The organism is Rhodococcus sp. A14, assembly GCF_011603105.1.
GTDB lineage: Bacteria > Actinomycetota > Actinomycetes > Mycobacteriales > Mycobacteriaceae > Rhodococcus_F > Rhodococcus_F opacus.
In genome coordinates this window covers 1-21,944 of record NZ_JAAOQS010000012.1, presented here as the reverse complement: position 1 = coordinate 21,944, position 21,944 = coordinate 1, and the positions used below count along the sequence as shown (strand labels likewise).

Genomic DNA, 21,944 nt, shown 5'->3' with positions numbered 1-21,944 from the left:
CCGATGGGTGTTCGCTCGGCTTACCGTGAGCGTGTCCGCGACCGCCGGGGACTCATCCAGAGGAGTGGCGATGACTGCGAAGTTCGAGCTGTTCAAGGACGCCGCCGGCCAGTTCCGGTTTCACCTGAAGGCAGCGAACGGCGAGATCATCGCGGCCAGCCAGGGCTACACCTCGAAGGCTGCGGCCCAGAACGGGATTACTTCGATCAAAGCCAATGCGGCGACGGCCCCGACCGAGGACCTGACCTAAGCACCGACCACCGCATTCGCGATTAGTTATGGGCGACGAGGTCGGTGCGTTTCGAAGGCAACGGCACCTAGCATCCGCAATTGGGTGCGCGATTCTCTCCCCGGTCAGTGACCGACAGTACACAAGCTGGCTCAGGTGTGTGTGCCGGCCAGCTCGGCGAACGGATGTAGCCAACTCGACCTCTGGTTGTGGGTCGAATCGGCGAATGTCACCCCGCAGGTATGCTCCCAAAAAGAGTCCTGAACTGGGGGTATGACACGTCCCCTTCGGTTCGGGTTCGGGGGATTTGCCTCACCACGCCCCTGACCTACGGTTACTTAGGGTTACATATACCTCTTCTGTCTGATCCGCTCCACTTGTATGCTCGCGCGCATGACTGACAGCGGACGTGAACTAGATCTCGTCATCTACGGTGCCACCGGGTTCGTCGGGCGGCTTCTCGCCGACTATCTCGCGCGGAACTCCCCGGACGGCATCCGGATCGGTCTCGCCGGACGGTCACAGGCGAAACTCGAGGCAACGCGGTCGGTGCTCGGGGCCCGCGCCGCCGACTGGCCGATCGTCATCGCCGATGCTGACGACGCCGTCGCGCTCGCCGAGCTGGCCTCCCGCACAAAGGTTGTCGCGACCACCGTGGGCCCGTACGCGAAGTACGGCGCCGAAATGGTCGCAGCCTGCGTCGCGGCCGGCACCGACTATGTGGACCTGACCGGGGAGGTGCTGTTCGTCCGCGAGAGCATCGACGCCCACCACGAGAAGGCCCGGGCCAACGGCGTGAAGATCGTGCACTCCTGCGGCTACGACTCCATCCCTTCCGACCTGGGTGTTCATGTGCTGCACCAGAGAGTCCAAGCCGACGGTGCCGGCGATCTCGGCGACACCACATTGGTGGCCACGCTGCGTGGCGGAGTCTCGGGTGGAACCATCGATACGCTGCGCACGCAGATCGACGTGTCGAAGAAGGATCGGGCGCTGCGTCGGCTCGCCGCCTCTCCGTACTCACTCAGCCCTGACCGAACGAAGGAACCCGATCTCGGTCGTCAGCCTGACGTCGCAGTGGTCAACGGCGCGGAGATCGCCCCGGAGGCCACCGGTTGGAAGGCGCCTTTCGTCATGGGGTCCTACAACACCCGCATCGTGCGACGTAGCAATGCGCTGCGCGACTGGGCGTACGGCCGCACCTTCAAATACCGAGAGGTGATGGGCGTGGGGGACTCGCGACTCTCCCGTCTCTACGCAGGTGGTGTCGCGGCCGTACTCGGTGGACTCGTGCTCGGCTTGAGCCTGCCGCCCACCCGGTTCGTGCTCGACCGCATCCTGCCGGCACCGGGCGAGGGCCCCAGCGAGAAGACCCAGCGCAATGGGTTTTTCGCGATGGACATCTACACCACCACAACGACCGGCGCCCGCTACGCTGCCCGGGTGAAGGCGCAGGGTGATCCCGGATACCGGGCCACCGCGGTCCTGCTGGGGGAGTCGGCACTGAGCCTCGTCCTAGACCGAGATCGCCTTCCCGAGGCGGCCGGCGTCCTCACTCCGGCTACCGCGCTCGGTGACGTGCTCGTTGAACGACTGCGCGGTGCAGGTGTGGAGGTCTCCGCTCGAAAGCTCTGACTAGCCGTCGATACGTGTTCGCTTGATCAGGTAGCGGATCAAGCGGTCGTGAAGTGGTGCCGCCGCCTTGGTCCTGAACACCTTGGCGGCGAGCCGCTGCTCGATGCTGGACTTTCTGTCGGTGGGAAAGATTTGCCTGACGAAGTGCATGCGCTCGGCGAGGTCGAACTCATTCGCGCGCATCAGCACTGTGGTTGTGGACTCCTGGAGCTGGTCGATGAGGTCGTCCAGGTTGGGGTGAGTGAGCTGTCCGTGGCGCTTGCGGATGACTCCGTCGGCGATGACGGTGTCGATGTTGCCGGTATTGGCATAGAGGACAACCGCTGCCGCCGCGTCATTGACTGGTGCCATGTTGATGTCGCGTTTGCGGATCAGGAGCAGATCCGCCCGTTTGCCCACTGTCAGGCTGCCAACTTCGTGGCCGAGCCCCAGGGCATGAGCGCCATCGATGGTGGCCGACTCGAGGACGTCCTCGGTGGTCATCCGCAGGTGCGCGGGGAACAGTCGGCGGCGCGCGAGTCGGTCGTTGTCGTATCCGCGAGAAGTTTGGAGCGCCAAACGCATCTGCGTGAACATGTCCGAGCTTTGGTTGGAGACGATATCGATTCCGAGGCCGGCGCGGCCGCCGAGTTCGGCAAAGCGCGCCAGGGCCGGAAATCCCATGCCCATCTGCAATTCGGTTTCCGGCGTTACCGCCAGTGTGGTGCCGTGGCGCACCATGAGCTCGAGTTCATGGTCACTCAGACTCCAACCATGCACAAGGAGTAGGTCGCTATCGAGCGCGCCGGCTGCGGCGAGGCGCTCGACATAGCGCGTGTGGCGGCTGGACTCACCGAACCCGGCGTGCGCGGAGATCTTGTGGGAACCGAGTTCTCGCGCCAGTTCGATCTCTCGCAGGGAGTACTCGATCGGGAAAAACTCCGCTTCGGTCAGTGCCATGCCCCACCGCACACGCTCGGTGTTCTCGGGGCGAAAATGCGTGGACCGAATTCGGCGGGCGTCGTCCCACACACGCTGCGGTGGTGTGAGGATGCGGCAGCGTCGTCGGGCTTGCCGCGCTCGGGATTCGGGAACAGGCCGTAGCAGAACACGCCGCCCGCGCCGGAGTCGCGGAATGCGCGGATCGCCGCATCAGTGTGTGCGGCCGAGTTCATGATGTGGCAGTGGTCGATAAGGGTGGTCGTACCGGCATTGAGGGCATCGAGGTAGCCCGTGAGGATCCCGATATAGACGTCCTCGGGTTCGTAGCAAGCGCTGTATACGCCTCTGATGTGGGCGGCGTAGTCGACCAGTGTCGCGTTCGCCATCCGACCCCGCAGCTGCGTTTGCCACATGTGCCGGTGCGCGTCGACGAAGCCGGGCGCGACGAGGTGATCCGCAGCGTCGATGACGGTGTCGACCGCTGTGGTGTCGAGGTCCACGCCGATCTGACTGATTCGGGTTCCATCGATGAGGACGTCTGCCCTGGCGATCTCGCCATGGGTGGGATCCATGGTGAGTAGATGGCCATTGCGGATGAGCGTGGTCGACATATTTCGATCCTTACAGGGCGGACCCGACGAGTTCTCGTGCGGTTGCGGCTGCTTCGGCGACGGAGCCGTGATGGATCGGCCCGTGTCCGGGCAGGAGAATGTCGGCGTCCAACTCTCCGATGATGCGCAATGACTCCGCGGCCGTGCCGCGGTCATGGTCGAACCACTGCGGCAACAACTGAGGTCCGGAGACCGGTGAGGTCAGGTGCCCGGTGATCAGGGCGTCGCCGGAGATCACCACACCGCGATCGGGAAGGTGGTAGATGGTGTGACCGGAGGTGTGGCCGGGTGCGAGAACCGGGACTGGGGCGCCCGGGCAGGTCAGGGCGCCGGGTACGGGCATCGCGGTGGGGGAGTCGATGCCGTATTTGGCCGTGCCGCCCAGGCGGATCAGCTTTGTTGCCCACGGCAGGACCCCGGGTCGCCAGATATTGCTAAGCACATCCCAGGGCGTCGCGACCTCGTGGCATTCACGGCGGGCGTGAGCGGCCTCTTCAGGGTGTACCAGTACCGGCGCCCCGTAGGTGTCGGCGAGATACTGTGCGCTGCCGATATGGTCGACATGCGCGTGGGTGATGAGTACGGCCTCGATGCCGCGCGGATCCCGTCCGATCGTCCGGATCGAGTCCTCGACGTCACCGCGCTGCCCTGGATAGCCGGTGTCGATCACGGTCACCGCGTCGCCTTCGGTGAGCAGTACCCAGTTGACCATCTCGGAGTGCACAAAGAACACGCCGTCGGCGATTTCGACGGGCTTCATCGCGTGACCACTGCCGGCATGCCGAAGTCGTGTCGCGCGTCTGTGGTGACCTGCGCGCCCAACGTCCGGCGGTAGTCCATGCCGTCGTAGTCGGCGAGCGTTTCGTGCACCGATCCGGCTCCCATGCAGTCTCTCCTCTTGTGTGCGTACTCCAGCGGGCAGGGTACGTGGTCGAGGTGGCGAGGGGGGTTGGCGCGGTGGCGTAGTGGGTCGATCTGTCGCTGTGCCGATGGCCTTGTTGCCGTGTCGGTGCCACCGGCGGTGCTGGCTACCTCGACGGCGTCATATGTGGAATGCGTTTGCGCTCAGTGGTTTCGACGTGACAGGCGGGGGCGGGCGTGAGGATATTGTGGCGTTCGCGCTCGGGCAATGTGACTGTGGGCACTTCTTTTCGCTGGACCGAGTGCTGTCGCAGGGGTCCGTTTCAGTTCGGGCGACACACCCCGACGTTTGGGGACGTGACGTCTTCCCAGCTAGATGAGCACCCGTTCCGGGCAAGCACTGGCTTCTGAACGCTCCCGACCAGGGTGGCCGGCCGCTGGCAAGCCCCCAGCGGTGCGTTCTCCAAGTGTTCGAACATTGCAATGTATCGCTGTATTGTTTCCGTCCATGACTCCCTGTCACACACTGTGGACGCGATCGTGGGCATTACAGCACGCCGTTGTAGGGTCTTCCCTGGGAAATCTCTACAGCCTGGCGTCGTGTCGCAGCCGTGCCTGCAGGGGTCGACCGCGGGAGCGCAACCGAACTACCACCCGCATCCCCGACGGGCGATGAACAGGAAGGATTCTCTCCATGGCTAATCCACATCGGCTGACCACCGATCAGGTCATTGACCTGATCAAGGAGGAAACCGGTACCGAGCTGTCGGTCTCGACGTTTCGTGGGTACGTCTCCCGCGGGCAAGCTCCGGCGCCGGTGGAGAAGATCGGCCGCACGCCGCTGTGGAAGCGCTCGGAGATCGTCGAGTGGGCGAACAACAGGCCCGGGCAGGGGGCGCGCACCGACATCCCCAAACCACGCCGGCGCCGCGCCGAGTGATCACCCCGTATTCCCGCGAACACCTAGAGGTGTCGTGAACTGGCGAAACGGCATGTCCCTCCCCTCTTGGGCCAGACCGTGAGCGCTGTGACCGTTACGATCGTCCCCGCTGCGGGGGAATTGGCTTCGCATATCAACGATCAGAGGAACGCAAACATATGGCAGCTGGTGAGGTCACTCAGGCGGAGAAGGACGGAGCCGAGAAGTACAGCCGCGCCGTCCTGGCGGCGTATGACACCTTCGTCCTGAAGTGGAGCAACACCTACGCCTGGCGCTATCCCCGAGAACGGCTCCTCACCCACTACGACACCCACCTGGGCGGTCGGCACCTCGATATCGGTCCTGGCACCGGCTGGTACCTCCACCAGGCCACCTCTTCGGCCGCGGCGCCCGAGATCACGCTGATGGACCTCAACACCAACACCATGGCGATGACCGCCGGCAGGCCCGCCGACCGGAACATCACCCCGGAGGTCCACACCGGAAGCATCCTCGCCCCCATCGACCCCACTGTGGGTGTATTCGATTCCGTCGCAGCGAACTTCGTGTTCCACTGCGTCCCCGGAACCTGGGCGCAGAAGGGGAGAGCATTCGGGCACGACGGGGTGTTCTTCGGCTCCACCATCCTCGGGACCGGCGTGCAGCACAACCTCTTCGGCCGCGCCCTCTGCGCCCTCTACAACGGACCGATCAAGGCCTTCGACAACAGTGCCGACGACCCCGGCGGCCTGCGTACCGCGCTGTCGGCAGCATTCGATACCGTCGATATCACCGTCGTCGGAACGGTGGCGGTTTTCGCTGCACACCGGCCGCGGCGCACCCCGGCGCAGTAGCGACGACGAACGGCCCACCCCCAGTGAAACGAACACGCACCGACCCGGACTCCCTCGAGGCGTACGTCGCCGCCGCGCAGCAGCTGCGAGCGGCGTTGATGCCGCTGGCCGAGTGTGATCCCGAGCGGCGTGCCCGGATGGACGGCGAGGCTTTCGAGCATGCACGCCAGGCCCGGACACGCTTCCTCTCGTCCGCATCCGGGCTGGCACGCCGGGAGCGGAAGCTCGCTGCCCACTGGGAGAACGCCGCAACCTTGCGGTACCGGCACGGCCGGGACGCCTTTGGCCGCGCCGAAGACCTGGGCAACCGCCTGATCTCCCATCTCGCCGGAGGCCGGCGGCCCACCCTGCGCGAGATCCACGAGCTGGAAGACGCCTGCGCCCACGCGTGCGCCCTCGACCGGCGACAACGGTCGGAGTTGTACGGCACCTCCAGATTCTCCGGAAGCAGATCCACGACGAGGTCCCCGATCGTGGACCAGGCCGAATTGCGATGGCGGATCCGCCGTGACCTGACTGGGTTGACCCTCGAGAACGCGCTCGCCGGCACCGGCACCACCCGAGAGGCCGAACGCCATCTCGCACCGTGGCTCAAACAAGCCGCGGCCGCCCTCGACACCCCGATGAGCATCGAAGGCCTCGAGGACATCGCCGCCCAGTGGCGTGGGCGCCGCGCCCCCTACATGCTGGCGAACCCCGACTGGGCAGACGTGATCATCGCCCCGCCGATTCCCCGTACACGCCCGTCCTGGTGGTGGAAACTCACCCGCGGCGAGGAACCCCCACCGGCCCGGTAGTCCACGTGCGTCGCCGATTCTGGACCGCATCTCTTCGCGCGGAGGGGGCGTGATGATTGCCTTGTCGGGGGGTTCGGTCAAGATGGCCCAGAGGAGGACGTCATGACCGCACCCGAGCGCACCCCGCAGCAGTGGGCGCGGGACATGCTGATGCCTGGGCGTTCGATAATTGTCGATACAGAGACCTCTGACCTGGGCGGATCAATCCTCGAGGTGGCCGCCATCGACTCCGCGAGCGGCGTCCTCCTGCTGGAGACTCTGGTCGATCCGGGCGATGTGCCGATCCATCCCGATGCCGCCGCAGTGCATGGCCTCAGTGCCGACCAGCTCGCCGGCGCCCCCGCCTGGCCTCTCGTCTTCCCCGTCCTGGCGGCGGTGACGGCGGGACGGGTCGTGTTGGCGTACGGCGCAGATTTCGATCATGGGCGTGTTCTGCACGATTGCCACCGCTTTGGCCTCGACCCGCAGCATCTAGCCGACCGGGGGCGGTGGGACTGCATCATGCGTGCTCGCTCGCAGGCGGAAGGTACCGAGAAGAACATTCGGCTCGGCGGCGCCCACCGGGCACGGGGAGACGCCGAAGCGGCCCGTGTCGTCCTGCAGGACATCGCGCACGGTCACCGGGACGCTCCTGCGACCGGGGTGGTGTAGCAGCTTCCGGCTTCGTCCACAGCATTCCGCCGTGCACGACTTGTCACCTTACAAGGTGTAGATGTAAGGTAAGTCCTGTCGGACCGGAATTTCGTCGATGGGTCGATCCGATTCGGTCGCTCCCTCGCGATTGTAACATCGCAATGTGAACATGTAATGTAAGTTTTCGAAAGGTTCGGAACGCGAACGACATCACCATTACTGCGGAGATCGTCACCGCCGCCCTCACGCTCGGCTGGGGTTCGATCGTCTCCCGGAACGGGAAGATCACCGCCGTCCCCCTCGACATCGAAGTCCACGACGACGCGATCCTGGCGGACTACTTCGACCTGTGCGAGCTCGCGGAATCGGAGAGCGACCCCGCCGCCATCGCGGCCGCGCTGAACCGAGACCACCTGCTCTGACCTGCAACAACCACCGACCATCCACCGACCATCCACACACAAGGAGTTCCGATGTCCCATCTCATTGCCGAAGCCGTCACCCCCGACCACCGTGAGCGCATCACCATCGTGCACGGATACCGCCACGACGAGGCGGGTTCGCAGTTCGTGGCCGTCGAGTTCGCCGACGGCACCGCCGGGGAGGTCGACGTCCTCGACATCTTCCTGTCCGCGCCGGACGCGGTTGCTGTCGCTGCCTGAGCTCCGCGCCCGTCGTTTCCCTAAACCCACTTGTCCTTTCGAGGAGGCCACTGATGCCCGAGTTCATCGACGCCGGTGATCCCGGCCGTGAGTACCGCGCCCTGATCGACGGTAGACCCGCCCTGGTCGGCGGCCACCTGCCCACCGGCCCCCATCACCCGTCCCGCGGCACCATGGTCGATGCGTTCGACCCGCCCGCCGACCCGGACCCGAATCCGGCACTCTACGTGCTCGTGTCGGTCCAGTGGGCCACCGAGGTCACCACCGTCGACACCGACACCACCACATTTGTGGAGGGCCTGTTCGGCACCCCGCGCGGAGTCAGCTGGTACCTGACCCCCGCGGTCTACGACCAGGACACCGACGCCTACACCCTTGCCCCGCAGGCATATGCGGCCGGTCCTGCCATCGGAGCCCTGCACGAGGACGTCATCCACGTTGTCCGAGGTGCTGGGTACGCTGTCCCCACGGCAGTGCGGGTGTACGACTTCCCGCTGCATTGAAGGGGGCAAGTGGCACAGGATCCCGCAACGGGTCTGTCGACTCGCTGCATGCGCCCAGCGCGTCGACGACGAATACCGGTGCCCACCCAGACAGGAGTCACGAGATGATCCCGAACGATCGCAACGTCCCGGTCCACACCGGCAGTTACCTCGACGAACCGTGGCGCACCGCGGTCACCGATGCCCTCTTCGCCCGCGTCGCACTCCTCTCACGAACGGGGATGAACCCGGCGGACAACCCTCCGCCGCTGGCGTCGCGACTGCATCGCGCTGAGGACCTGCTACCACTGGCCGCCACCGCGCCAGCCACCGAGAGCGACACCGCGCGACGCAAGAAACTGATCTTCGCGCCCGGGCTCAGCCACGACGCTCTCGCCCGCCGCCGAACGGTCCGGCTCGACCCGACCACCGAGACGCCCGCCGGCGATACCCAGATCGTGCACCTCAGCCCCTCCCACGCCGAACCCAAGTAGGGGAGAGCGGAGCATCAGTCAACTCATGTAATTGACCTGGGGAAATGGCACGTCCCCCTTTTCGTGGCACGTCGAGAAGGGGACTTCATGAGCATCGAAAGCTGTCTGGCACTAGGGATCCTGGCGGTCGCGGGCGTAGGGGCCACCCGTCTCGTTCTCTCCCGCAAATGGCGGCACACCGCGCCCGAACGCCGTGTCCAGTATGTGCCGAGCGGGGACGCCTCCAACGAGTAGGCGCCACACTTTTCGCAGCATTCACAGAATCAAGAACAACGAATTGCCGAACGGGGAGAGGCTTGTGAGCACGGCGGGCCGTGATCGTGGATTCCTGTGTCAGAGGCGAGGAGGAGACTATGGCTATGTCGGGCACCAATGAGGACACACCAATGACTCGGCGGCCTGCACGTCGGGTCTCAGTGCTCCAGGCCATCACTGAAGGCATTCCGACGTCGTCACGGTGGGGACGCGTGGATGTCACCCCGCTGCAGATCGCGCAGCAGCAGCGGTCCCTCCGGGCAACGCTCTCGATCTACCCGCCAGGCGTGAGGTCGCGCGAGCGAACCTTGATGCATCTGCGCAAGCTCGGAACGACCTGGGTGGGACTCCTCGGATACCTGGCGGTCCTCGTCGTCGCTGGCAGTGCCCTCGGGGTTCTCGGAGCTGCGATCGCACTTGCCGTGCTCATCGCGCTCTGGACCGGCATCGCCCTGGCCACTTCCCGCGTCAACAAGGACACACGATGCCTCCGCATCTACGCGCGGCCAGGAAGCGTGGGAGGGGAGATGGCCCGGCTGGAGGAGATTGCAACCCAACTCGATGCCCTCGACACGGCGAACCTTGAGCCTGTGTCCTACGAAGCGGAATGGGGCCGCATCTATCGGCAGCTCGCATTATGACGAGGTGGGTCACCAATGGTTCAGGAGCGCTACCCTTCCGCCACGATCGACGTCCGTCTGGTCGCCGACACGATGAACTGACGAACGCAGAAATGCGTGTGAACTGCACAGACGGCACGTCCCGCTTCGGCAAATTCATTCACGAGGGAGGCAAAGGGCCATGACTGCGGCCGGGATCGAGCTGGCGCCCGTAACGGCGGGATCGCCGCGGACGACCGGAGACCGCTAGTGATCGGGCGTCCTCCGACGTGGGGCACCTCGTTTCCAGGCGAGGTGCTGCCCACGGTGACACGCGAAATCGAGTCCCTGCGCACGGAACTCGCGGTGCATGACGGTGACACCTCTCCGGTCGTGGGGATGTTCCGCCGGTACCTGGATCTGCTCGAACGCGACGGACTCATGCTTGCCGACCGCGATCGGTTCGAGATCCGGCGCCTGCTCCAGCGTGCGCAGGGCCGGGTGACGTCCACCGCGGTGTTCCTGGCCGGTGTGGTGGCGACGATCCTCGGGGGTCGGTGGCGCCTGCATCGTGATGGACTACACCGTCGTCTCGCTCGGCCCGGCCAGTTTTCTCCTCGGGGCCCTGGTGGGAGCCGTGATCGCCGGTACCGTGATGCGAGTGGGCACACGTGAGCTGGGGTCGTGGACAGCGCACCTCGCCGACACCGCGATGGCACGTCTGGACGAACGCCTGCCCTGACCCCCTTCGCGGTCCCTCGAGACCGGGAGCGTCCGATGAGCGGAGCTGGGAATCGGCTGATCGCGCCGATGCTGGCCACCCCCGGGCCGCCGCCGGAGGACACCGAGCACCGCTGGGCCGCGGAGATGAAGTACGACGGCTGCCGCATCCTGGCCTCGATCGGCGGCCACGAACACCCGGTGCTGTGGACCCGCAACCTCAACGTTGTCACTTCCTCGTACCCGGAGGTGACCGAGGCGCTGACCGAGGCATTCGGTGGTCACGGGCGCATCGTCTTCGACGGTGAAATCGTCGCCCTCACGCAAGGTCGGCCTTCGTTCGCACGCCTGCAGAAGCGAGCGAACACCCTGCGCCCGACCACCGCCCTGCGTCGGCAGGTACAGGTCACGTACCTTCCGTTCGACGTGCTCCGGCTCGACGGGGACGACCTGATGGGTGCCCCGTACCTCGATCGCCGCGCCGCCCTCACCGACCTCGGCCACCCACTCCAGGGCGCCGGCCTCCCGATCCAGATCCCACCACATTGGGAAGGCATCCAGGGTGCGGTCATGCTCGAAGCGGTTCGCAGTTCAGGTATGGAAGGTGCTGTGTTCAAACGTGTTTCGTCGCTGTACCTTCCGGGTCAGCGTACCCGGGCGTGGCGGAAGGTGTTGATCCGTACGCGGGTGAGCTGCGTAGTGCTCGGGTGGATTCCTGCCGGCGGGATGCAGCGCAACATCGTTGGCGCCCTCGTGCTCGGCGCCTACGACGACCAGGGCGCACTCCGGTATGTAGGGCACGTCGGGACGGGCTTCACTCAGGCTGGGCGCCGGCAGCTCGGTGAGCAACTGGCCGCCCTCGAACGTCCCACCAGCCCGATCGTCGCCGAGTCCGCGGCCGCGGAACAGCACGGTGTAGTGCGGTGGGTCCACCCGATTGTGGTGGTCGACATAGATATCCGCGAATACGGGCCCGGAGGGCTCCGGCACCCTTCGTACAAGGGGCGACGTCCCGATCTCGACCCGGAAGGGGTCTTCGTGCCCGAGTCGTAGAAGACGTCTTCAGCTGAGGAGGAGGAGTAATGATGTCGCTGCAGGGGTTCGTGTGGTGGTTGCTCGGGGACTCGGTGTGGTACGTCCCCATTCCGGGCTTTCGGGAATGGATGGGCTTCGGATAGCGCGTGGTGCGAGCGAAGGGAAGCCGCTGTCGCCTTCCCCGGTGACAGCGGCTTCGTTTCCTTCACCGGGAACGCTACGCAATGTAGGTCTTACCCGGTCAGGAAGACGGTGCCGGTCATATCGCCTCTCGGCAAGTGGTCGCTCGCAGCGACTTTTCTGGTGTGGTACCCGGGGTATGTCCCGCCACCGTCAGCCTCTTCAACGACCGAGTATCGGGTGATATTCCGGCCCGTGCGGGCGCCGGATTCAGAACGGCGGCCACATCCCGGGGTTGGCGGGATTCGCGTAGGGAAACAGGACACCCCAGAACGGCCACAGCCAGGGCATATGGAAGGGGGAGAAGCATCCCGGATCGCAGACCATGGCACGTTCCTTCGGCAGGTTGGCCCCGACCCACCCTCGAGGCTATGGCCTCCGTCGCCGCGCTCGCGTCGGTCATGGCGTGTTAGATCGGGGCAGAAGATGTGACCAGGGAGGGTGAACGTGTGCGGCCGCTATGCCAGTACCACCACGGACAAGGAACTGCGCTCGATCTTCCACGTCGACGAGGTCGTCGGTGACGAGCTGCGCCCGTCCTACAACATTGCCCCGACCCAGCAGATCCGGGCGGTCCTCGAACGGGCACCCCGGGACGAGCCGGACGCGGCACCGGTCACACAGCTCAGGACGCTGACCTGGGGTTTGGTGCCCTCGTGGTCGAAGGAAGCCAAGCTCGGCCGCCTGATCAACGCACGCTCGGAGTCGGTGACCGAGCGCCCCTCGTTTCGGGCCGCGGCCTCGAAACGGCGGTGCTTGTTGCCCGCCGATGGGTACTTCGAGTGGGAGAAACGCGACGGCAAGAAGATCCCACATTATTTGCACGGCGACGGGGTGCTCGCGATGGCCGGCCTGTACGAGCTGTGGCGCGATCGTGCGCTGCCCGAGGACGACCCGAATGCCTGGTTGTGGACGGCGACGATCTTGACCCGGCCGGCCACCGATGCGCTCGGACGCATCCATGACCGCTGCCCGGTGGTGTTGCCGGCCACGTTCCAGGAGCACTGGCTCGACCCGGCCCTCACCGACAAGGACGACGTCCAGGCGCTACTCACGTCGGTGCCCGATCCGGTCCTGCAGACCTACGAGGTCAGTACCGCGGTGAATTTCCCGCGCAACAACGGCCCCCACCTGCTCGAGCCCGTGGCGTGACTCCGCAGCCGGATCGCATTTCCCCGACCCGACGGGAGCTCCGGCGACTTGCAACCTAACAATACGACATTGTAAAGTCGGGGGCATGACGGAGGACGCGCAGATCAGCATCGACAATCAGGCCGAGCCCACAGACACCATGGTGCCGCAGCACACCGAGAACGGCTTCGGCACCTACGAATGGGACCGAAGAGCACGGAATCGTGTTCCGCATGGACCTCGACCAGTTCGGCACCATCGGCGGCGTCCCGATCAGCCAGTACACCCCGCCGCCCCCGCCTCCGTACACACCGCTCAACCTCTCCTGAGTCGATCGCACGCTCGCGCCGCGCCCGAGTACCCACTATCGGGTGCTGGGGCGCAGTCCATTTCGCAGCTACCGGCTCGCCGGGGTGCAGTGACCGATTGTGGTGGCGGCGGGTGCCGTGGGGTGCGAATCGAGGTCCCCAGCTACACCGGAACAATGGCCGGTGATGAGCGAGACGAACATGGGCCGGGTACCGGTGGGGGATCCGATCCCGCTTCGGTTCGATCCGACCACCAAGCAACGCCTCGAGGAGTTGGCCGCCGGCATCGGTCCGCGCCGATTCGGGGCACTGGTGCGGGTCGCCGCACGACGGCTGCTGTCCGACCCCGACCGGGTGCCGGAAGCACTGGACCAGGCCCGCCGGGCCTCCGCCGACGCCCGCCGCATCCCCTGGGCGGAGCGACCCCTCGATCTCGACCCCGCCACCAGCACTCGCCTCCACCAGCTCGCTCGCGAGTTCCACACCGACCGGAGCGCGATCGTCCGTGTCGCTGTGCACCGCTTCCTGACCGGGGCAGGCCGGTTTCGGCACCCGGTGCTCCGTGAAGACGCCCGCACCGATCTGACGTGCCGCATCCGCGTGTACGTCAACCGCTCCACACTGGTCCGGCTCGAGAAGCTCACCGCCCGCAACGGCGAGGCCCTCACCCCTGCGGCGATCCGGGTCGCGGTACGCCGACTCCTCGACGACCCGGGAGACCTCACCGCCGACCTGGCCACGATCGGCGCGGTCCGCGACCTGACCCCGGAGACCCTCGGCCCGCGCACGAACGTGCACTTCGACGACGACCTGCGCGACCAACTCGACGCCCACGCCGGTCGGCTCGACTCCGACCGCGCCGAACTCATGCGGTTGGCCGCCCGCCAACTCCTGGCGAACCCGCGGGACCTCGATCAGGCGGTGACCGAGGAGATCTACCGCGGGGACGCCAACCGGGATCTGCTCCTCGCCCGGAACACCCGCCGGCAGACCGCGGCCGCAAACCAGGCGACCCTCCCGCCTGCCGCTCGGAGGGTGCCGAGTCCGCAGGGGAACCCGTTCGGGCGCCGGCACGTGTTCCGGTTCGACGAGGACACCAAACGCCGCCTGGAGGAGCTAGCGGACGAGTACGGTCCCCGCCGGCTGTCCGCGCTGCTGCGGGTGGGGATTCGCCGACTCATCGAGAACCCGGCGGCCGATGAGGCCCTGGCGCAGGCACGCCGCGTCGCCTCCCCGCCGCGCACAGCCCGGGTCGACGTCGCCCTCGACGACGAACTCCTCGCGCACATCGACGCCCTCGCCGAACGGCTCGGCTCGAACCGCCAGGAGTTGGTGCATCTGGCGGCCACACGCATCCTCCGCTTCCACCACAACATCGAGAACCGGATGCTCGACGAGATGTTCCGCGCCCAGAACAACCGGAAACACCTGCTCGCCAAACATGCCCGCCGTGAGCGGATTCGTCGGAGAGTCCGCGGCAGCGGCACCTGACCTGCGAGAATGGGCGGTGGGTCGGGCCCAGCACCACCGGAGGACCCATGTCTCGGTTTCTGCGCCTCGCTGTCGTCGCGTCCACGGCAGCCGCCGCCCTGTCCCTGACCGCGGCGCACGCACACGCCGCCCCAGCTCCGAGTGGGTGCGACATACAGTTCTTCGCGGTCGGTGCCATGTCGACCTGTGCACCCGGATCGGTGAATACCCACCAATTGGAACTGGTGTGCGTCCCGTTTACCAATTTGAATTATCCCGTCAACACCATCACCGTGTGGGGGCCAGAGGTGCCCACCTTCCTGCCCTCCATCGCACTGTGTCCGCCGCCCATCTACTTCGCGCTCGTCCCCCTGAGGGACACCCAGGTGCACACCCGATAGGACCAGCCCCCGGCTACTCGTGCGCCGTACAACCGGCGAATGACCTGCGGATATGACACGTCCCCGGGGTCGGTCCCCCCGATCGGCCGCGGCCGCCAGTAGGGTTTTGCCTGCTGTATCGGGAAGACGTGAGAGATCGGGGAACTGTGGCGCGCAAGGTAGTTGTCGAACTGGTCGACGACATTGACGGAACCGTCTTCGGTGAGGACGGGGAGAGCATCACCTTTTCCGTCAACGGGGTGGATTACGAAATTGATTTGAAAGTCAAGCACGCCAGCAAGTTTCACAAGCAGATCGGATTCTTCATCGAGCACGCCACCCGGGTCGGTGGCCGCAAACGACGTTCCGATCGGCCCGTGGTCTCGGACGCCCCGGTGCGGCGGCGCGGGAACGGCAAGGAGATCCGCGCCTGGGCGGCCGAACAGGGCTACGAAATCTCCTCGCGCGGGCGCATTCCCGCCGAGGTGGAGCAGGCGTTCCAGGACGCCCACTGAACGCGAAGGAGCGTTGATGCGATCGCTGCGTAATCCCTGGTACCGCGCCTCGGTGCGCCGAGCGGCGAGCGAGCATTGGCTGACCACCGGCAGCCGGGGGTTACGTGGCATGACCGGTGAGCCGGTGGAACTTAGCGACACCGAGGTGGCTACCGTCCTCGCTGCCCTGGTCGAAACCACTGGCGGTCGGTGGCCGGCCCACCCCGCGCGTATCGCCCGCACGCTTCGCCGGCTCGGCATCGACGGCAACACCGAGCAGATGGCCACTGCCATCACCGCTCTGGTAGGCGACCCGGCCTGGTCCCACCGCGCCCGCGAGATCATGTCCAGCGCATCGGACTGGTAAGCCGGATTGGCTCATTCACCTGGGGAGATGACATGTCCCCATCGACCGCAGTCCGGGCCCGGCTATTGGCACAGGGAAGCTCTCTAGTCAGGCGTTCTCGCTCTGCTTGTTCGCCACTTCGCCGACTGCACTCTTGAGCCACCACCGGAGATTCCGGCTTCCGACCAATCGCGCGCCATCTCCGAACCGGCTTCGTTCCTGCGAAATGAACGGAACCGAATTGCCGTCGACCACAGGCTCTTGTGTCCAACGGTGCGGCGACCCGTAGATCGCATTGAGGGCGTCGCGGTCATTTCCCAGCTCTACCAGCTCATCTTCGGAGATTTCATGGTGATGGAGCGGATCGGGAGCACCATCATTTCCTGCTCGACGATTGAGCTCCTCGTAGAGCCTGACCAGCTCGCCAGCAGCCTCACCCACTTCGGAATGTCCGCGCAGGCGTTCGATAAGGAAGGGCAGTACAGGGATGAGGGCCCTTCCTTCTGCGCGGTCGATCCAATCATCTTCCCAACCGAGGGTTCCGTCGGGGCCTGTCCTTGGCTCCCCGAAGAGCTGACGTGCTCCATCGACCGTATATCCCTGGTCATACAGTTCTTGGGCAGCGATCCACGACTGCTCGGGCATTTCACTCCTGTTCACTCTTGTTACGAGCTTCTCAGTCGGACAGTTGCGCGGTGCTTGGCGCGAAGACAGTGAATCCGCTAGGTGACGTTTTCTCCAACGACCCCCGCACGCGCTCGGGCGTGTCGCTCAGCCGGCCCCGCGTGAGCGGAAACCCCTTCCCGACGCGTTCAGCCTGGGCCACGCAACGAACGCGCAGCAATTCGCCCGCCCGATTCGGGACTTTTCACCGGACCACATAAATGGGACTTCGCCGGTCAGCGAGTTCCAGTCATGGGACGGCCATCGGCACGCGCCGGTGAGGGTCCTTCAAATGGCGACGCGCGTCCACATGAGGCGCCCGGCGAAACACCGTGTCGATCAGCACACGCGGTACGTCATGGTCACTATCGTTCACCTAATGCATAAGACCACGCTGCACAATGTCTTCCGGCCTTCACTCGATCCGCATGTCGAACTTGCACTCGGACTCACTGCACGGCCTGGTTCGACCGCTGTGCTCGCCGGCGCCGGGTTATCCGTCGGCGCTGGCGTACCAGCCGCGTGGGAGATTCAACGTGACCTACTCACGATGAGTGCTGAAGCTGCCGGGCAACCCACTGGGAACGTCTTCGAAGACTGGAAGTCTCGCTTCGGCGCCGATGCCACCTACGATGCTGTCCTTTCGGCGGCGGGCCCTACGCCCTCCGCGCGAAAGGCCATTCTGCGCCCGTACTTCGAGCCCACCCCAGATGAGCGCGAAAACGGAATCAAGGTCCCCTCAGCAGCGCATATGGCATTGGCCCGGCTGATGCGCGATGGATGGGTACGTGTCATCGTCACATTGAACTTCGACACACTGATCGAAACCGCGCTACGCACACTCGAAATCGAGCCCACCGTCATATCGACAGTCGCCGACGTCAAGGGCATGGAACCACTTCACATGCAAAATCAGCTGGTCTGGCATCTTCACGGTGACTATACAAACCCCGAAATGCTCAATACGCCAGATGAGTTGCGTGAATACGATCCGGCTGTAGCTGAACGACTAACCGAGCTGTTTGATCAGTACGGACTCCTGATCGTCGGGTGGTCCGGTACATGGGACCCTGCGTTGCGGACAGTCCTCGAAGCGAGCCCCTCACGGCATTACCCCACGTATTGGCTCGACCGGTCGCAGCTTTCCGAGCATGCGGCAAAGCTTGCAAGCAACCGGCACGCCACCGCGGTAACCGCATCCGCTGACGACTGGCTCCCCGCCCTCGCCGAATCGTGTACCGCGATACGGGATCGGCAGCGAGACCCGCTGACCACTCTCGCCGCCGTCGCTGCGGCAAAACGGGACTTTTCCGCGAAACGTGTACCGATCTCCACGCACGACCTGCTCATCAACGAAGGCGAGCGTTTGAGGGGACTACCCCAATACGACACGAATACTTACTCCCCCCGTAACGTCACCCAATGGGACAGGGAACTCGCGGACGAACACGAACTATGGATGTCGCTGGTAGCGACCCTTGCTTACTGGGGCGATGACAACACCGACCTTTGGTGGACCAACGCCCTCGAGTACTTCGGTAGCCTCCCGTCCCACGACACGGCGAGCAGCGCTACCCGAACATGGCTTGCAACTCCCGCCGTGCTGGCGCTCTATGTTGGAGGCGTGGCAGCTACCGCCCGACATCGATGGAGTCTTGTGACTGCACTACTGAACACACCGATCGTCGACGAACCCAACTCGAAAGATCCTCTCCCTGTCGCTTCGCTGTGGGGGCCAACAGCCGTGTTCCCTTTTGATGGAAACACCTGGGCTAGCCGAGAAATGTATCACCTGATTAGAACTCCACTTGCCGACGTTCTGGGTCTCGGAGAGGCTGTGACGCAGAAATCATGGGAACAGTTCATCTATTTGCACGCCATTACTCAACAACATCGCCTAGTTCGGAAGCTAAAAACCCGCACGCATCGCGAGTTTCCATATTTGATGGTCGACAACAATCCTCAAATGGGCGACCGTATTGTTGCTGATGCACGGAGATCCTTTGATACAGAAACGATCTCAGGTGAAGCACTAGTTCGAGAATTAACGACGTCCGGAATTTTCGGTCCCCACAAACGTGATCGAGATCTCCCTCTTGAGGGTCAGCGAGAGATGGATATCGCTCAGTTCTCTTCAGCACAAAAGGTTGTTGATGACACGATTCATGAACAAATTCACGCTGTAGAGCTGCAAAGAATGAATATTGGGTATGGTCGCCGATACCCCTTCTATCCCTAAACTAAGGCACGCTTTCAAGTCCGTCCGGTAGTCGACGGGTCAGCGATCCCTCTGCGGTGTCTCAAGGCCAGGTCGCAGCTGAGGCGCGAACCCAGCCGCATCTAGTGCCTTGCGCGCTGTATCCGTGCGAGTTAGGAATGTCGTATGACCGAGAATCCGGGAACCCGCGCGGGTTTGAATGTCGGCGACAAGGTCAAAGTGCATGCTGAGGGAACCTCGGTGTTCACGATCGTGATCATTGACGGCGACGAGGCTCTGATCGAGTCGGTTCTCCCCGCCCTAGGGACTTACCCGTTCCACTGCAAGCTCGAACGCTTAGTTCCGGTCGAGTCCTGACACAGTAAAAATGCACCCTGAACTGTGCAGATGACACGTCCCCTTTCGGAGATGACCCTCACCAGTTCGGACCGGACGGATCTCGTTCTGTCGAGCGGGGTATCCAGGATATTCATCTACGCCTTCATCCGCGCTGCCATGCTCGAAGAACTTGGCAGCGCAGCTGCTGCCGTTGATCGTGCAACGCTGACGGCCCGGCGCCCACCTCGTCGTTGCGACCATCGCCGTGGCCTCGACGGCGTGGTTCTCCTGGGGCCACGTCGAATACGGCACCGCGAACGTCCTTACGGCGCTGAGCGGTGGTGCCATCTATATGGGCCTGGCCCTCTACACCCGCTCGTTGTGGCCGGCGATCATGACGCACGGCATCTACGACCTGTTCGTCATCTGGGTGATGATTCGGATGTGACGGCTGGGGGCGGGCCCGGCCTGTGTGGGCCACCGCGCCCGGACGGGTTGTGCCATAGTGTGGGCACAGTGGCGAAGTCGCGGGGGTGACATGACTGTTCATACGTTGGTGCGATCCACGGGCAGGCGTGGCTGGACGGTGCGGTGCGATTTGTGTGAGCACACCTTCGCCGCGGCCGTGGCAGGCCGGCCCGAGGCGGTGGCCTTCGCCGAGACGAACGGGTGGATCGTCGGCGAGCGCACGTGGTGCCCGATGTGCGCGGCGGCCTACACCTCCCGCCGCACAGCCTGAAATCGCCGGTCCACAGCCGTGACCCGGAACTCCGGGGCGGTTGCCGGGCTGTGAGGATGGATTCGAGGATTTCGTCTTGCATTGAAGGGAACAGGGTGTGATGGGGGAGCTGGCCGCGGCGAGCAAGGTACATGTGATGGTGTCGTACTGGTGGAGCCGCGGCGACGGTCTCGCCAACCACCAGCTCGGCCAGATCCTCACCCGCGCAGCAGGTGTGGACCAGGTTGAGATCACCGATCCGCAGTCGATCGATCGGGCGCTGCGGTTCGCGGTCGCCGATCCCGCGGTGCTGGCCGAGCTGGACCAGTGGTGGCAGATGGTCGAAACCCGCAGGGCCGGAAACGGCACCCGCAACCCGGGTCTGGGTCTGGATCAGTCGATTCGGTACCTCACCGACCGGCTCGACGCCGCCGCCGTCACACCGGAGGCGCTCGGCGAGTGCCGCCGGCAGGTCGCCGCGGTCGATCAGACGATCATCAGCGCGAAGGACCTTCCCGAACTCGCGCACCCGGACGCGGAGGTGCTCGACCTCCTCGCCCGCTACCTGGAGGCACGTTCCCGCGTTCTCGCCCTGGCATGACCCCACCCGGGTGAGCCGGTGCCGGGCGCGGGACACAGGGTTGGACCGGCGAACCTCCACCCGCGGAAGCGACCTGCCGGCATTGCCATGAATGCGTGCATTGCCGGCGATGATGGCGATTCAGTCACTCGTGGGGACGTGTCATTTCCGCCGGTCACGCTGAGTACTGGCCGCGGTAGTTTCAGAGGTTCCAGAGTTGGAGCAGAGCGGTCCGCAGGCTGGGGGAGGCGATCCGGTGGTCGGCGGCTCGTAGCCGGGGGTTGGGATGCCCGAGGTCGGCGAGGGTCTGTTCCGCGTCCGGCACCGGGATGGGGGAGAGGTCAGCTCGGCTTCGCAGCAGGTGCCCGATGGCGCCGTGGGCGTGGAGGATCGCAATCGCCTCGGAATCGACGACCGCTGGGGGGTAAATCCACGCGTTGTCGGCGGTGACGAAAATCAGGACGTCACCGCGCTCGAGGCGGCTGTCGGACTTGTTGTGGTGGAACCATTCGAGATGGTACTTCGCGGCCGGCCCGGCAGGGCCGCGATGCCGGCGGGCCTGAGCGGCCCACGTGTGCTGCTCGGTAGGACCGGGCGTGAAGTCGACGGTGTGCCGCAGAAACATCCGGGGGATCTTGGCGGGCAGGAACCCGGGGTCGGCGCGCCCGCGGCTCGTGACCCCGGGCAGTGGTACCGCCCGACCGATCTGCCACTGCGCGGTGGCGTTGTCGAGGAACGCCTGATCGACCTCGGTGATCTCCGCAATGCCGTCGATGAACGCCCGGACGGCGGCGACGACCTCCGGGTCGTCGGTGATGACCGCGGCCTCCTCGGCGAGGGTGGAGCTGTGGGAGGCGTTGGCGGAGCCGATGACCGCCCGCCGGTCGGTGGCGATGACATTGGCGTGCAGGTTCGGTGACGACAACACCCTCACCCCGGCGTCCACGTAGTACGCGAGCGCGACCGGGGAGGTCGCGTGCGCGCGCACCGCGGCGCGGGAGGCGTTGACGACAAGAACATCCCCGGCACGCAGCGGCAGCAGGGTGGGCGCGTCCTGGCCGAGGTGCGCGATCGCAGCACGGCGGGGACCGCGCGTGCGGATCGCGCGGGTGATGTGCGGCCACGGACTCGGCCCGTGGAACGTGGTCCCATACCCGGAAACGGTAGCGGGTGCGAACACCCGGCTGGGTGGATCCGCGATCGGCGGGCCCACAGACAGTACATTGGATTCAGGCCGCTGACCTGTGAAGATGACACGTCCCCTTTCCCGCGGGGACCGATTCGCACAGCCCGCTACTGGTGTGAGGCTGTTGCCGTCACGGGCGCGGCCATCGGTCGATTCGATTCGGCTGCTCGGTACCACCCATGCATGCCGAGGCCGAATACGTCGAGGTTGACCCGTGTCGGGGTGGGGTGCGTCCACGCCTGGGG

At 65.2% G+C, this 21,944-nt stretch carries 30 protein-coding genes; 23 read left to right on the top strand and 7 right to left on the bottom strand.

Translation table 11 applies throughout. The annotated features are described in order from the left end of the window. Positions 1-70: 70 nt before the first annotated feature. Both G9373_RS09425 and G9373_RS09420 read left to right on the top strand, forming a co-directional pair. Positions 71-250 (top strand): YegP family protein, encoded by a 180-nt coding sequence (locus G9373_RS09425; RefSeq protein WP_167114785.1) that lies wholly within the window; start codon positions 71-73, stop codon positions 248-250. 372 nt (positions 251-622) lie between these two features. Then, on the top strand, positions 623-1,864 hold the full coding sequence (locus tag G9373_RS09420) for a saccharopine dehydrogenase NADP-binding domain-containing protein (protein WP_167114782.1): 1,242 nt from the start codon (positions 623-625) through the stop codon (positions 1,862-1,864). Here the strand turns inward: G9373_RS09420 and G9373_RS09415 are convergent, their stop codons facing one another. From G9373_RS09415 to G9373_RS47635, 4 genes are read right to left on the bottom strand one after another with little or no spacing between them, the layout of a single operon-like run. Beyond that, positions 1,865-2,803 carry an amidohydrolase family protein gene (locus G9373_RS09415; RefSeq protein ID WP_167114780.1) on the bottom strand — a complete coding sequence of 313 codons (939 nt, stop codon included), beginning with the start codon at positions 2,801-2,803 and terminating at the stop codon, positions 1,865-1,867. After that, complete coding sequence (locus G9373_RS09410) at positions 2,794-3,396, bottom strand: amidohydrolase family protein (RefSeq protein WP_167114777.1); 603 nt, start codon at positions 3,394-3,396, stop codon at positions 2,794-2,796. The genes G9373_RS09415 and G9373_RS09410 overlap by 10 nt, the downstream gene beginning before the upstream one ends. A 10-nt stretch (positions 3,397-3,406) precedes the next feature. Continuing rightward, complete coding sequence (locus G9373_RS09405; RefSeq protein WP_167114774.1) at positions 3,407-4,156, bottom strand: MBL fold metallo-hydrolase; 750 nt, start codon at positions 4,154-4,156, stop codon at positions 3,407-3,409. Beyond that, positions 4,153-4,281 carry a hypothetical protein gene (locus G9373_RS47635; RefSeq protein WP_277346551.1) on the bottom strand — a complete coding sequence of 43 codons (129 nt, stop codon included), beginning with the start codon at positions 4,279-4,281 and terminating at the stop codon, positions 4,153-4,155. The genes G9373_RS09405 and G9373_RS47635 overlap by 4 nt, the downstream gene beginning before the upstream one ends. 670 nt (positions 4,282-4,951) lie before the next feature. On the opposite strand from G9373_RS47635, the gene G9373_RS09400 reads away from it, so the two are divergent. From G9373_RS09400 to G9373_RS09360, 9 genes are all read left to right on the top strand, one after another. Further along, entirely contained in the window at positions 4,952-5,197 is a 246-nt protein-coding gene (locus tag G9373_RS09400) for a transcriptional regulator (RefSeq protein WP_167114772.1), read from the top strand. A 158-nt stretch (positions 5,198-5,355) separates the two neighbouring features. Beyond that, positions 5,356-6,030, top strand: a complete 675-nt coding sequence (locus G9373_RS09395; protein WP_167114767.1) for a class I SAM-dependent methyltransferase — start codon at positions 5,356-5,358, stop codon at positions 6,028-6,030. Positions 6,031-6,053: 23 nt separating this feature from the next. Beyond that, complete coding sequence (locus tag G9373_RS46330) at positions 6,054-6,827, top strand: hypothetical protein (protein ID WP_167114764.1); 774 nt, start codon at positions 6,054-6,056, stop codon at positions 6,825-6,827. Positions 6,828-6,929: 102 nt separating this feature from the next. Then, the gene (locus G9373_RS09385; protein WP_167114761.1) at positions 6,930-7,478 is read left to right on the top strand and encodes a 3'-5' exonuclease; all 549 of its coding nucleotides are present in this window, start codon (positions 6,930-6,932) and stop codon (positions 7,476-7,478) included. 455 nt (positions 7,479-7,933) lie between these two features. Further along, positions 7,934-8,122, top strand: coding sequence for a hypothetical protein (locus G9373_RS09380; protein ID WP_167114757.1), 189 nt, complete (start codon positions 7,934-7,936; stop codon positions 8,120-8,122). A gap of 53 nt (positions 8,123-8,175) precedes the next feature. Beyond that, on the top strand, positions 8,176-8,625 hold the full coding sequence (locus G9373_RS09375) for a hypothetical protein (protein WP_167114754.1): 450 nt from the start codon (positions 8,176-8,178) through the stop codon (positions 8,623-8,625). A 104-nt stretch (positions 8,626-8,729) separates the two neighbouring features. Beyond that, entirely contained in the window at positions 8,730-9,098 is a 369-nt protein-coding gene (locus G9373_RS09370; RefSeq protein WP_240960431.1) for a hypothetical protein, read from the top strand. An 87-nt stretch (positions 9,099-9,185) separates the two neighbouring features. Then, positions 9,186-9,332 (top strand): hypothetical protein, encoded by a 147-nt coding sequence (locus tag G9373_RS09365; protein ID WP_167114751.1) that lies wholly within the window; start codon positions 9,186-9,188, stop codon positions 9,330-9,332. A gap of 125 nt (positions 9,333-9,457) precedes the next feature. Further along, positions 9,458-9,994 carry a DUF6611 family protein gene (locus G9373_RS09360; RefSeq protein WP_206031985.1) on the top strand — a complete coding sequence of 179 codons (537 nt, stop codon included), beginning with the start codon at positions 9,458-9,460 and terminating at the stop codon, positions 9,992-9,994. A gap of 225 nt (positions 9,995-10,219) precedes the next feature. Here G9373_RS09360 and G9373_RS46325 read toward each other — a convergent pair whose 3' ends face one another. Beyond that, complete coding sequence (locus G9373_RS46325; protein ID WP_240960429.1) at positions 10,220-10,522, bottom strand: hypothetical protein; 303 nt, start codon at positions 10,520-10,522, stop codon at positions 10,220-10,222. Between the two features lies 1 nt (position 10,523). On the opposite strand from G9373_RS46325, the gene G9373_RS46320 reads away from it, so the two are divergent. The 7 genes from G9373_RS46320 (at position 10,524) to G9373_RS09320 (ending at position 16,037) form a co-directional block, all read left to right on the top strand. Next, positions 10,524-10,694: a hypothetical protein gene (locus G9373_RS46320; RefSeq protein WP_240960428.1), complete on the top strand. Its 171-nt coding sequence runs from the start codon at positions 10,524-10,526 to the stop codon at positions 10,692-10,694. Positions 10,695-10,729: 35 nt separating this feature from the next. Beyond that, positions 10,730-11,725 carry a DNA ligase gene (locus G9373_RS09350; RefSeq protein WP_167114748.1) on the top strand — a complete coding sequence of 332 codons (996 nt, stop codon included), beginning with the start codon at positions 10,730-10,732 and terminating at the stop codon, positions 11,723-11,725. 609 nt (positions 11,726-12,334) lie between these two features. Beyond that, positions 12,335-13,039, top strand: a complete 705-nt coding sequence (locus G9373_RS09345; RefSeq protein ID WP_167114745.1) for an SOS response-associated peptidase — start codon at positions 12,335-12,337, stop codon at positions 13,037-13,039. A gap of 473 nt (positions 13,040-13,512) precedes the next feature. Then, positions 13,513-14,817, top strand: coding sequence for a CopG family transcriptional regulator (locus tag G9373_RS09335; protein WP_167114742.1), 1,305 nt, complete (start codon positions 13,513-13,515; stop codon positions 14,815-14,817). Between the two features lie 47 nt (positions 14,818-14,864). Next, positions 14,865-15,197 (top strand): hypothetical protein, encoded by a 333-nt coding sequence (locus G9373_RS09330; RefSeq protein WP_167114739.1) that lies wholly within the window; start codon positions 14,865-14,867, stop codon positions 15,195-15,197. Positions 15,198-15,343: 146 nt separating this feature from the next. Continuing rightward, positions 15,344-15,691, top strand: a complete 348-nt coding sequence (locus tag G9373_RS09325) for an Lsr2 family protein (RefSeq protein WP_167114736.1) — start codon at positions 15,344-15,346, stop codon at positions 15,689-15,691. 16 nt (positions 15,692-15,707) lie between these two features. After that, positions 15,708-16,037: a hypothetical protein gene (locus G9373_RS09320; protein WP_206031955.1), complete on the top strand. Its 330-nt coding sequence runs from the start codon at positions 15,708-15,710 to the stop codon at positions 16,035-16,037. Between the two features lie 87 nt (positions 16,038-16,124). Here G9373_RS09320 and G9373_RS09315 read toward each other — a convergent pair whose 3' ends face one another. Next, the gene (locus G9373_RS09315) at positions 16,125-16,661 is read right to left on the bottom strand and encodes a hypothetical protein (RefSeq protein WP_167114722.1); all 537 of its coding nucleotides are present in this window, start codon (positions 16,659-16,661) and stop codon (positions 16,125-16,127) included. A gap of 397 nt (positions 16,662-17,058) precedes the next feature. Here G9373_RS09315 and G9373_RS09310 point away from each other — a divergent pair, with 397 nt between their 5' ends. From G9373_RS09310 to G9373_RS09290, 5 genes are all read left to right on the top strand, one after another. Next, complete coding sequence (locus tag G9373_RS09310) at positions 17,059-18,918, top strand: SIR2 family protein (RefSeq protein WP_167114734.1); 1,860 nt, start codon at positions 17,059-17,061, stop codon at positions 18,916-18,918. A gap of 144 nt (positions 18,919-19,062) precedes the next feature. Then, on the top strand, positions 19,063-19,254 hold the full coding sequence (locus G9373_RS09305; RefSeq protein WP_167114718.1) for a hypothetical protein: 192 nt from the start codon (positions 19,063-19,065) through the stop codon (positions 19,252-19,254). A 226-nt stretch (positions 19,255-19,480) separates the two neighbouring features. Further along, a complete protein-coding gene (locus G9373_RS09300) occupies positions 19,481-19,663 on the top strand; it encodes a CPBP family intramembrane glutamic endopeptidase (RefSeq protein WP_167114731.1) in 183 nt (60 codons plus the stop codon). Between the two features lie 90 nt (positions 19,664-19,753). Further along, positions 19,754-19,954, top strand: coding sequence for a hypothetical protein (locus G9373_RS09295; protein WP_167114715.1), 201 nt, complete (start codon positions 19,754-19,756; stop codon positions 19,952-19,954). A gap of 100 nt (positions 19,955-20,054) precedes the next feature. Further along, positions 20,055-20,534 (top strand): hypothetical protein, encoded by a 480-nt coding sequence (locus tag G9373_RS09290; protein WP_167114728.1) that lies wholly within the window; start codon positions 20,055-20,057, stop codon positions 20,532-20,534. A gap of 181 nt (positions 20,535-20,715) precedes the next feature. Here the strand turns inward: G9373_RS09290 and G9373_RS09285 are convergent, their stop codons facing one another. Further along, positions 20,716-21,693 carry a phosphatidylserine/phosphatidylglycerophosphate/cardiolipin synthase family protein gene (locus G9373_RS09285; protein WP_167114973.1) on the bottom strand — a complete coding sequence of 326 codons (978 nt, stop codon included), beginning with the start codon at positions 21,691-21,693 and terminating at the stop codon, positions 20,716-20,718. Positions 21,694-21,944: the final 251 nt, after the last annotated feature.

Coding starts and splice junctions, on each gene's coding strand:
- G9373_RS09385 (WP_167114761.1), top strand. CDS start 6,930: ATGACCGCACCCGAGCGCACCCCGCAGCAGTGGGCGCGGGACATGCTG.
- G9373_RS09400 (WP_167114772.1), top strand. CDS start 4,952: ATGGCTAATCCACATCGGCTGACCACCGATCAGGTCATTGACCTGATC.
- G9373_RS09320 (WP_206031955.1), top strand. CDS start 15,708: ATGCGATCGCTGCGTAATCCCTGGTACCGCGCCTCGGTGCGCCGAGCG.
- G9373_RS09305 (WP_167114718.1), top strand. CDS start 19,063: ATGACCGAGAATCCGGGAACCCGCGCGGGTTTGAATGTCGGCGACAAG.
- G9373_RS09380 (WP_167114757.1), top strand. CDS start 7,934: ATGTCCCATCTCATTGCCGAAGCCGTCACCCCCGACCACCGTGAGCGC.
- G9373_RS09350 (WP_167114748.1), top strand. CDS start 10,730: ATGAGCGGAGCTGGGAATCGGCTGATCGCGCCGATGCTGGCCACCCCC.
- G9373_RS09290 (WP_167114728.1), top strand. CDS start 20,055: ATGGGGGAGCTGGCCGCGGCGAGCAAGGTACATGTGATGGTGTCGTAC.
- G9373_RS47635 (WP_277346551.1), bottom strand. CDS start 4,281: ATGGGAGCCGGATCGGTGCACGAAACGCTCGCCGACTACGACGGCATG.
- G9373_RS46325 (WP_240960429.1), bottom strand. CDS start 10,522: ATGCAGGCGCCACCGACCCCCGAGGATCGTCGCCACCACACCGGCCAG.
- G9373_RS09335 (WP_167114742.1), top strand. CDS start 13,513: ATGAGCGAGACGAACATGGGCCGGGTACCGGTGGGGGATCCGATCCCG.
- G9373_RS09410 (WP_167114777.1), bottom strand. CDS start 3,396: ATGTCGACCACGCTCATCCGCAATGGCCATCTACTCACCATGGATCCC.
- G9373_RS09415 (WP_167114780.1), bottom strand. CDS start 2,803: ATGGCACTGACCGAAGCGGAGTTTTTCCCGATCGAGTACTCCCTGCGA.
- G9373_RS09295 (WP_167114715.1), top strand. CDS start 19,754: ATGACTGTTCATACGTTGGTGCGATCCACGGGCAGGCGTGGCTGGACG.
- G9373_RS09310 (WP_167114734.1), top strand. CDS start 17,059: ATGCATAAGACCACGCTGCACAATGTCTTCCGGCCTTCACTCGATCCG.
- G9373_RS09315 (WP_167114722.1), bottom strand. CDS start 16,661: ATGCCCGAGCAGTCGTGGATCGCTGCCCAAGAACTGTATGACCAGGGA.
- G9373_RS09370 (WP_240960431.1), top strand. CDS start 8,730: ATGATCCCGAACGATCGCAACGTCCCGGTCCACACCGGCAGTTACCTC.
- G9373_RS09330 (WP_167114739.1), top strand. CDS start 14,865: ATGTCTCGGTTTCTGCGCCTCGCTGTCGTCGCGTCCACGGCAGCCGCC.
- G9373_RS09405 (WP_167114774.1), bottom strand. CDS start 4,156: ATGAAGCCCGTCGAAATCGCCGACGGCGTGTTCTTTGTGCACTCCGAG.
- G9373_RS09360 (WP_206031985.1), top strand. CDS start 9,458: ATGTCGGGCACCAATGAGGACACACCAATGACTCGGCGGCCTGCACGT.
- G9373_RS09365 (WP_167114751.1), top strand. CDS start 9,186: ATGAGCATCGAAAGCTGTCTGGCACTAGGGATCCTGGCGGTCGCGGGC.
- G9373_RS09395 (WP_167114767.1), top strand. CDS start 5,356: ATGGCAGCTGGTGAGGTCACTCAGGCGGAGAAGGACGGAGCCGAGAAG.
- G9373_RS09420 (WP_167114782.1), top strand. CDS start 623: ATGACTGACAGCGGACGTGAACTAGATCTCGTCATCTACGGTGCCACC.
- G9373_RS09425 (WP_167114785.1), top strand. CDS start 71: ATGACTGCGAAGTTCGAGCTGTTCAAGGACGCCGCCGGCCAGTTCCGG.
- G9373_RS09375 (WP_167114754.1), top strand. CDS start 8,176: ATGCCCGAGTTCATCGACGCCGGTGATCCCGGCCGTGAGTACCGCGCC.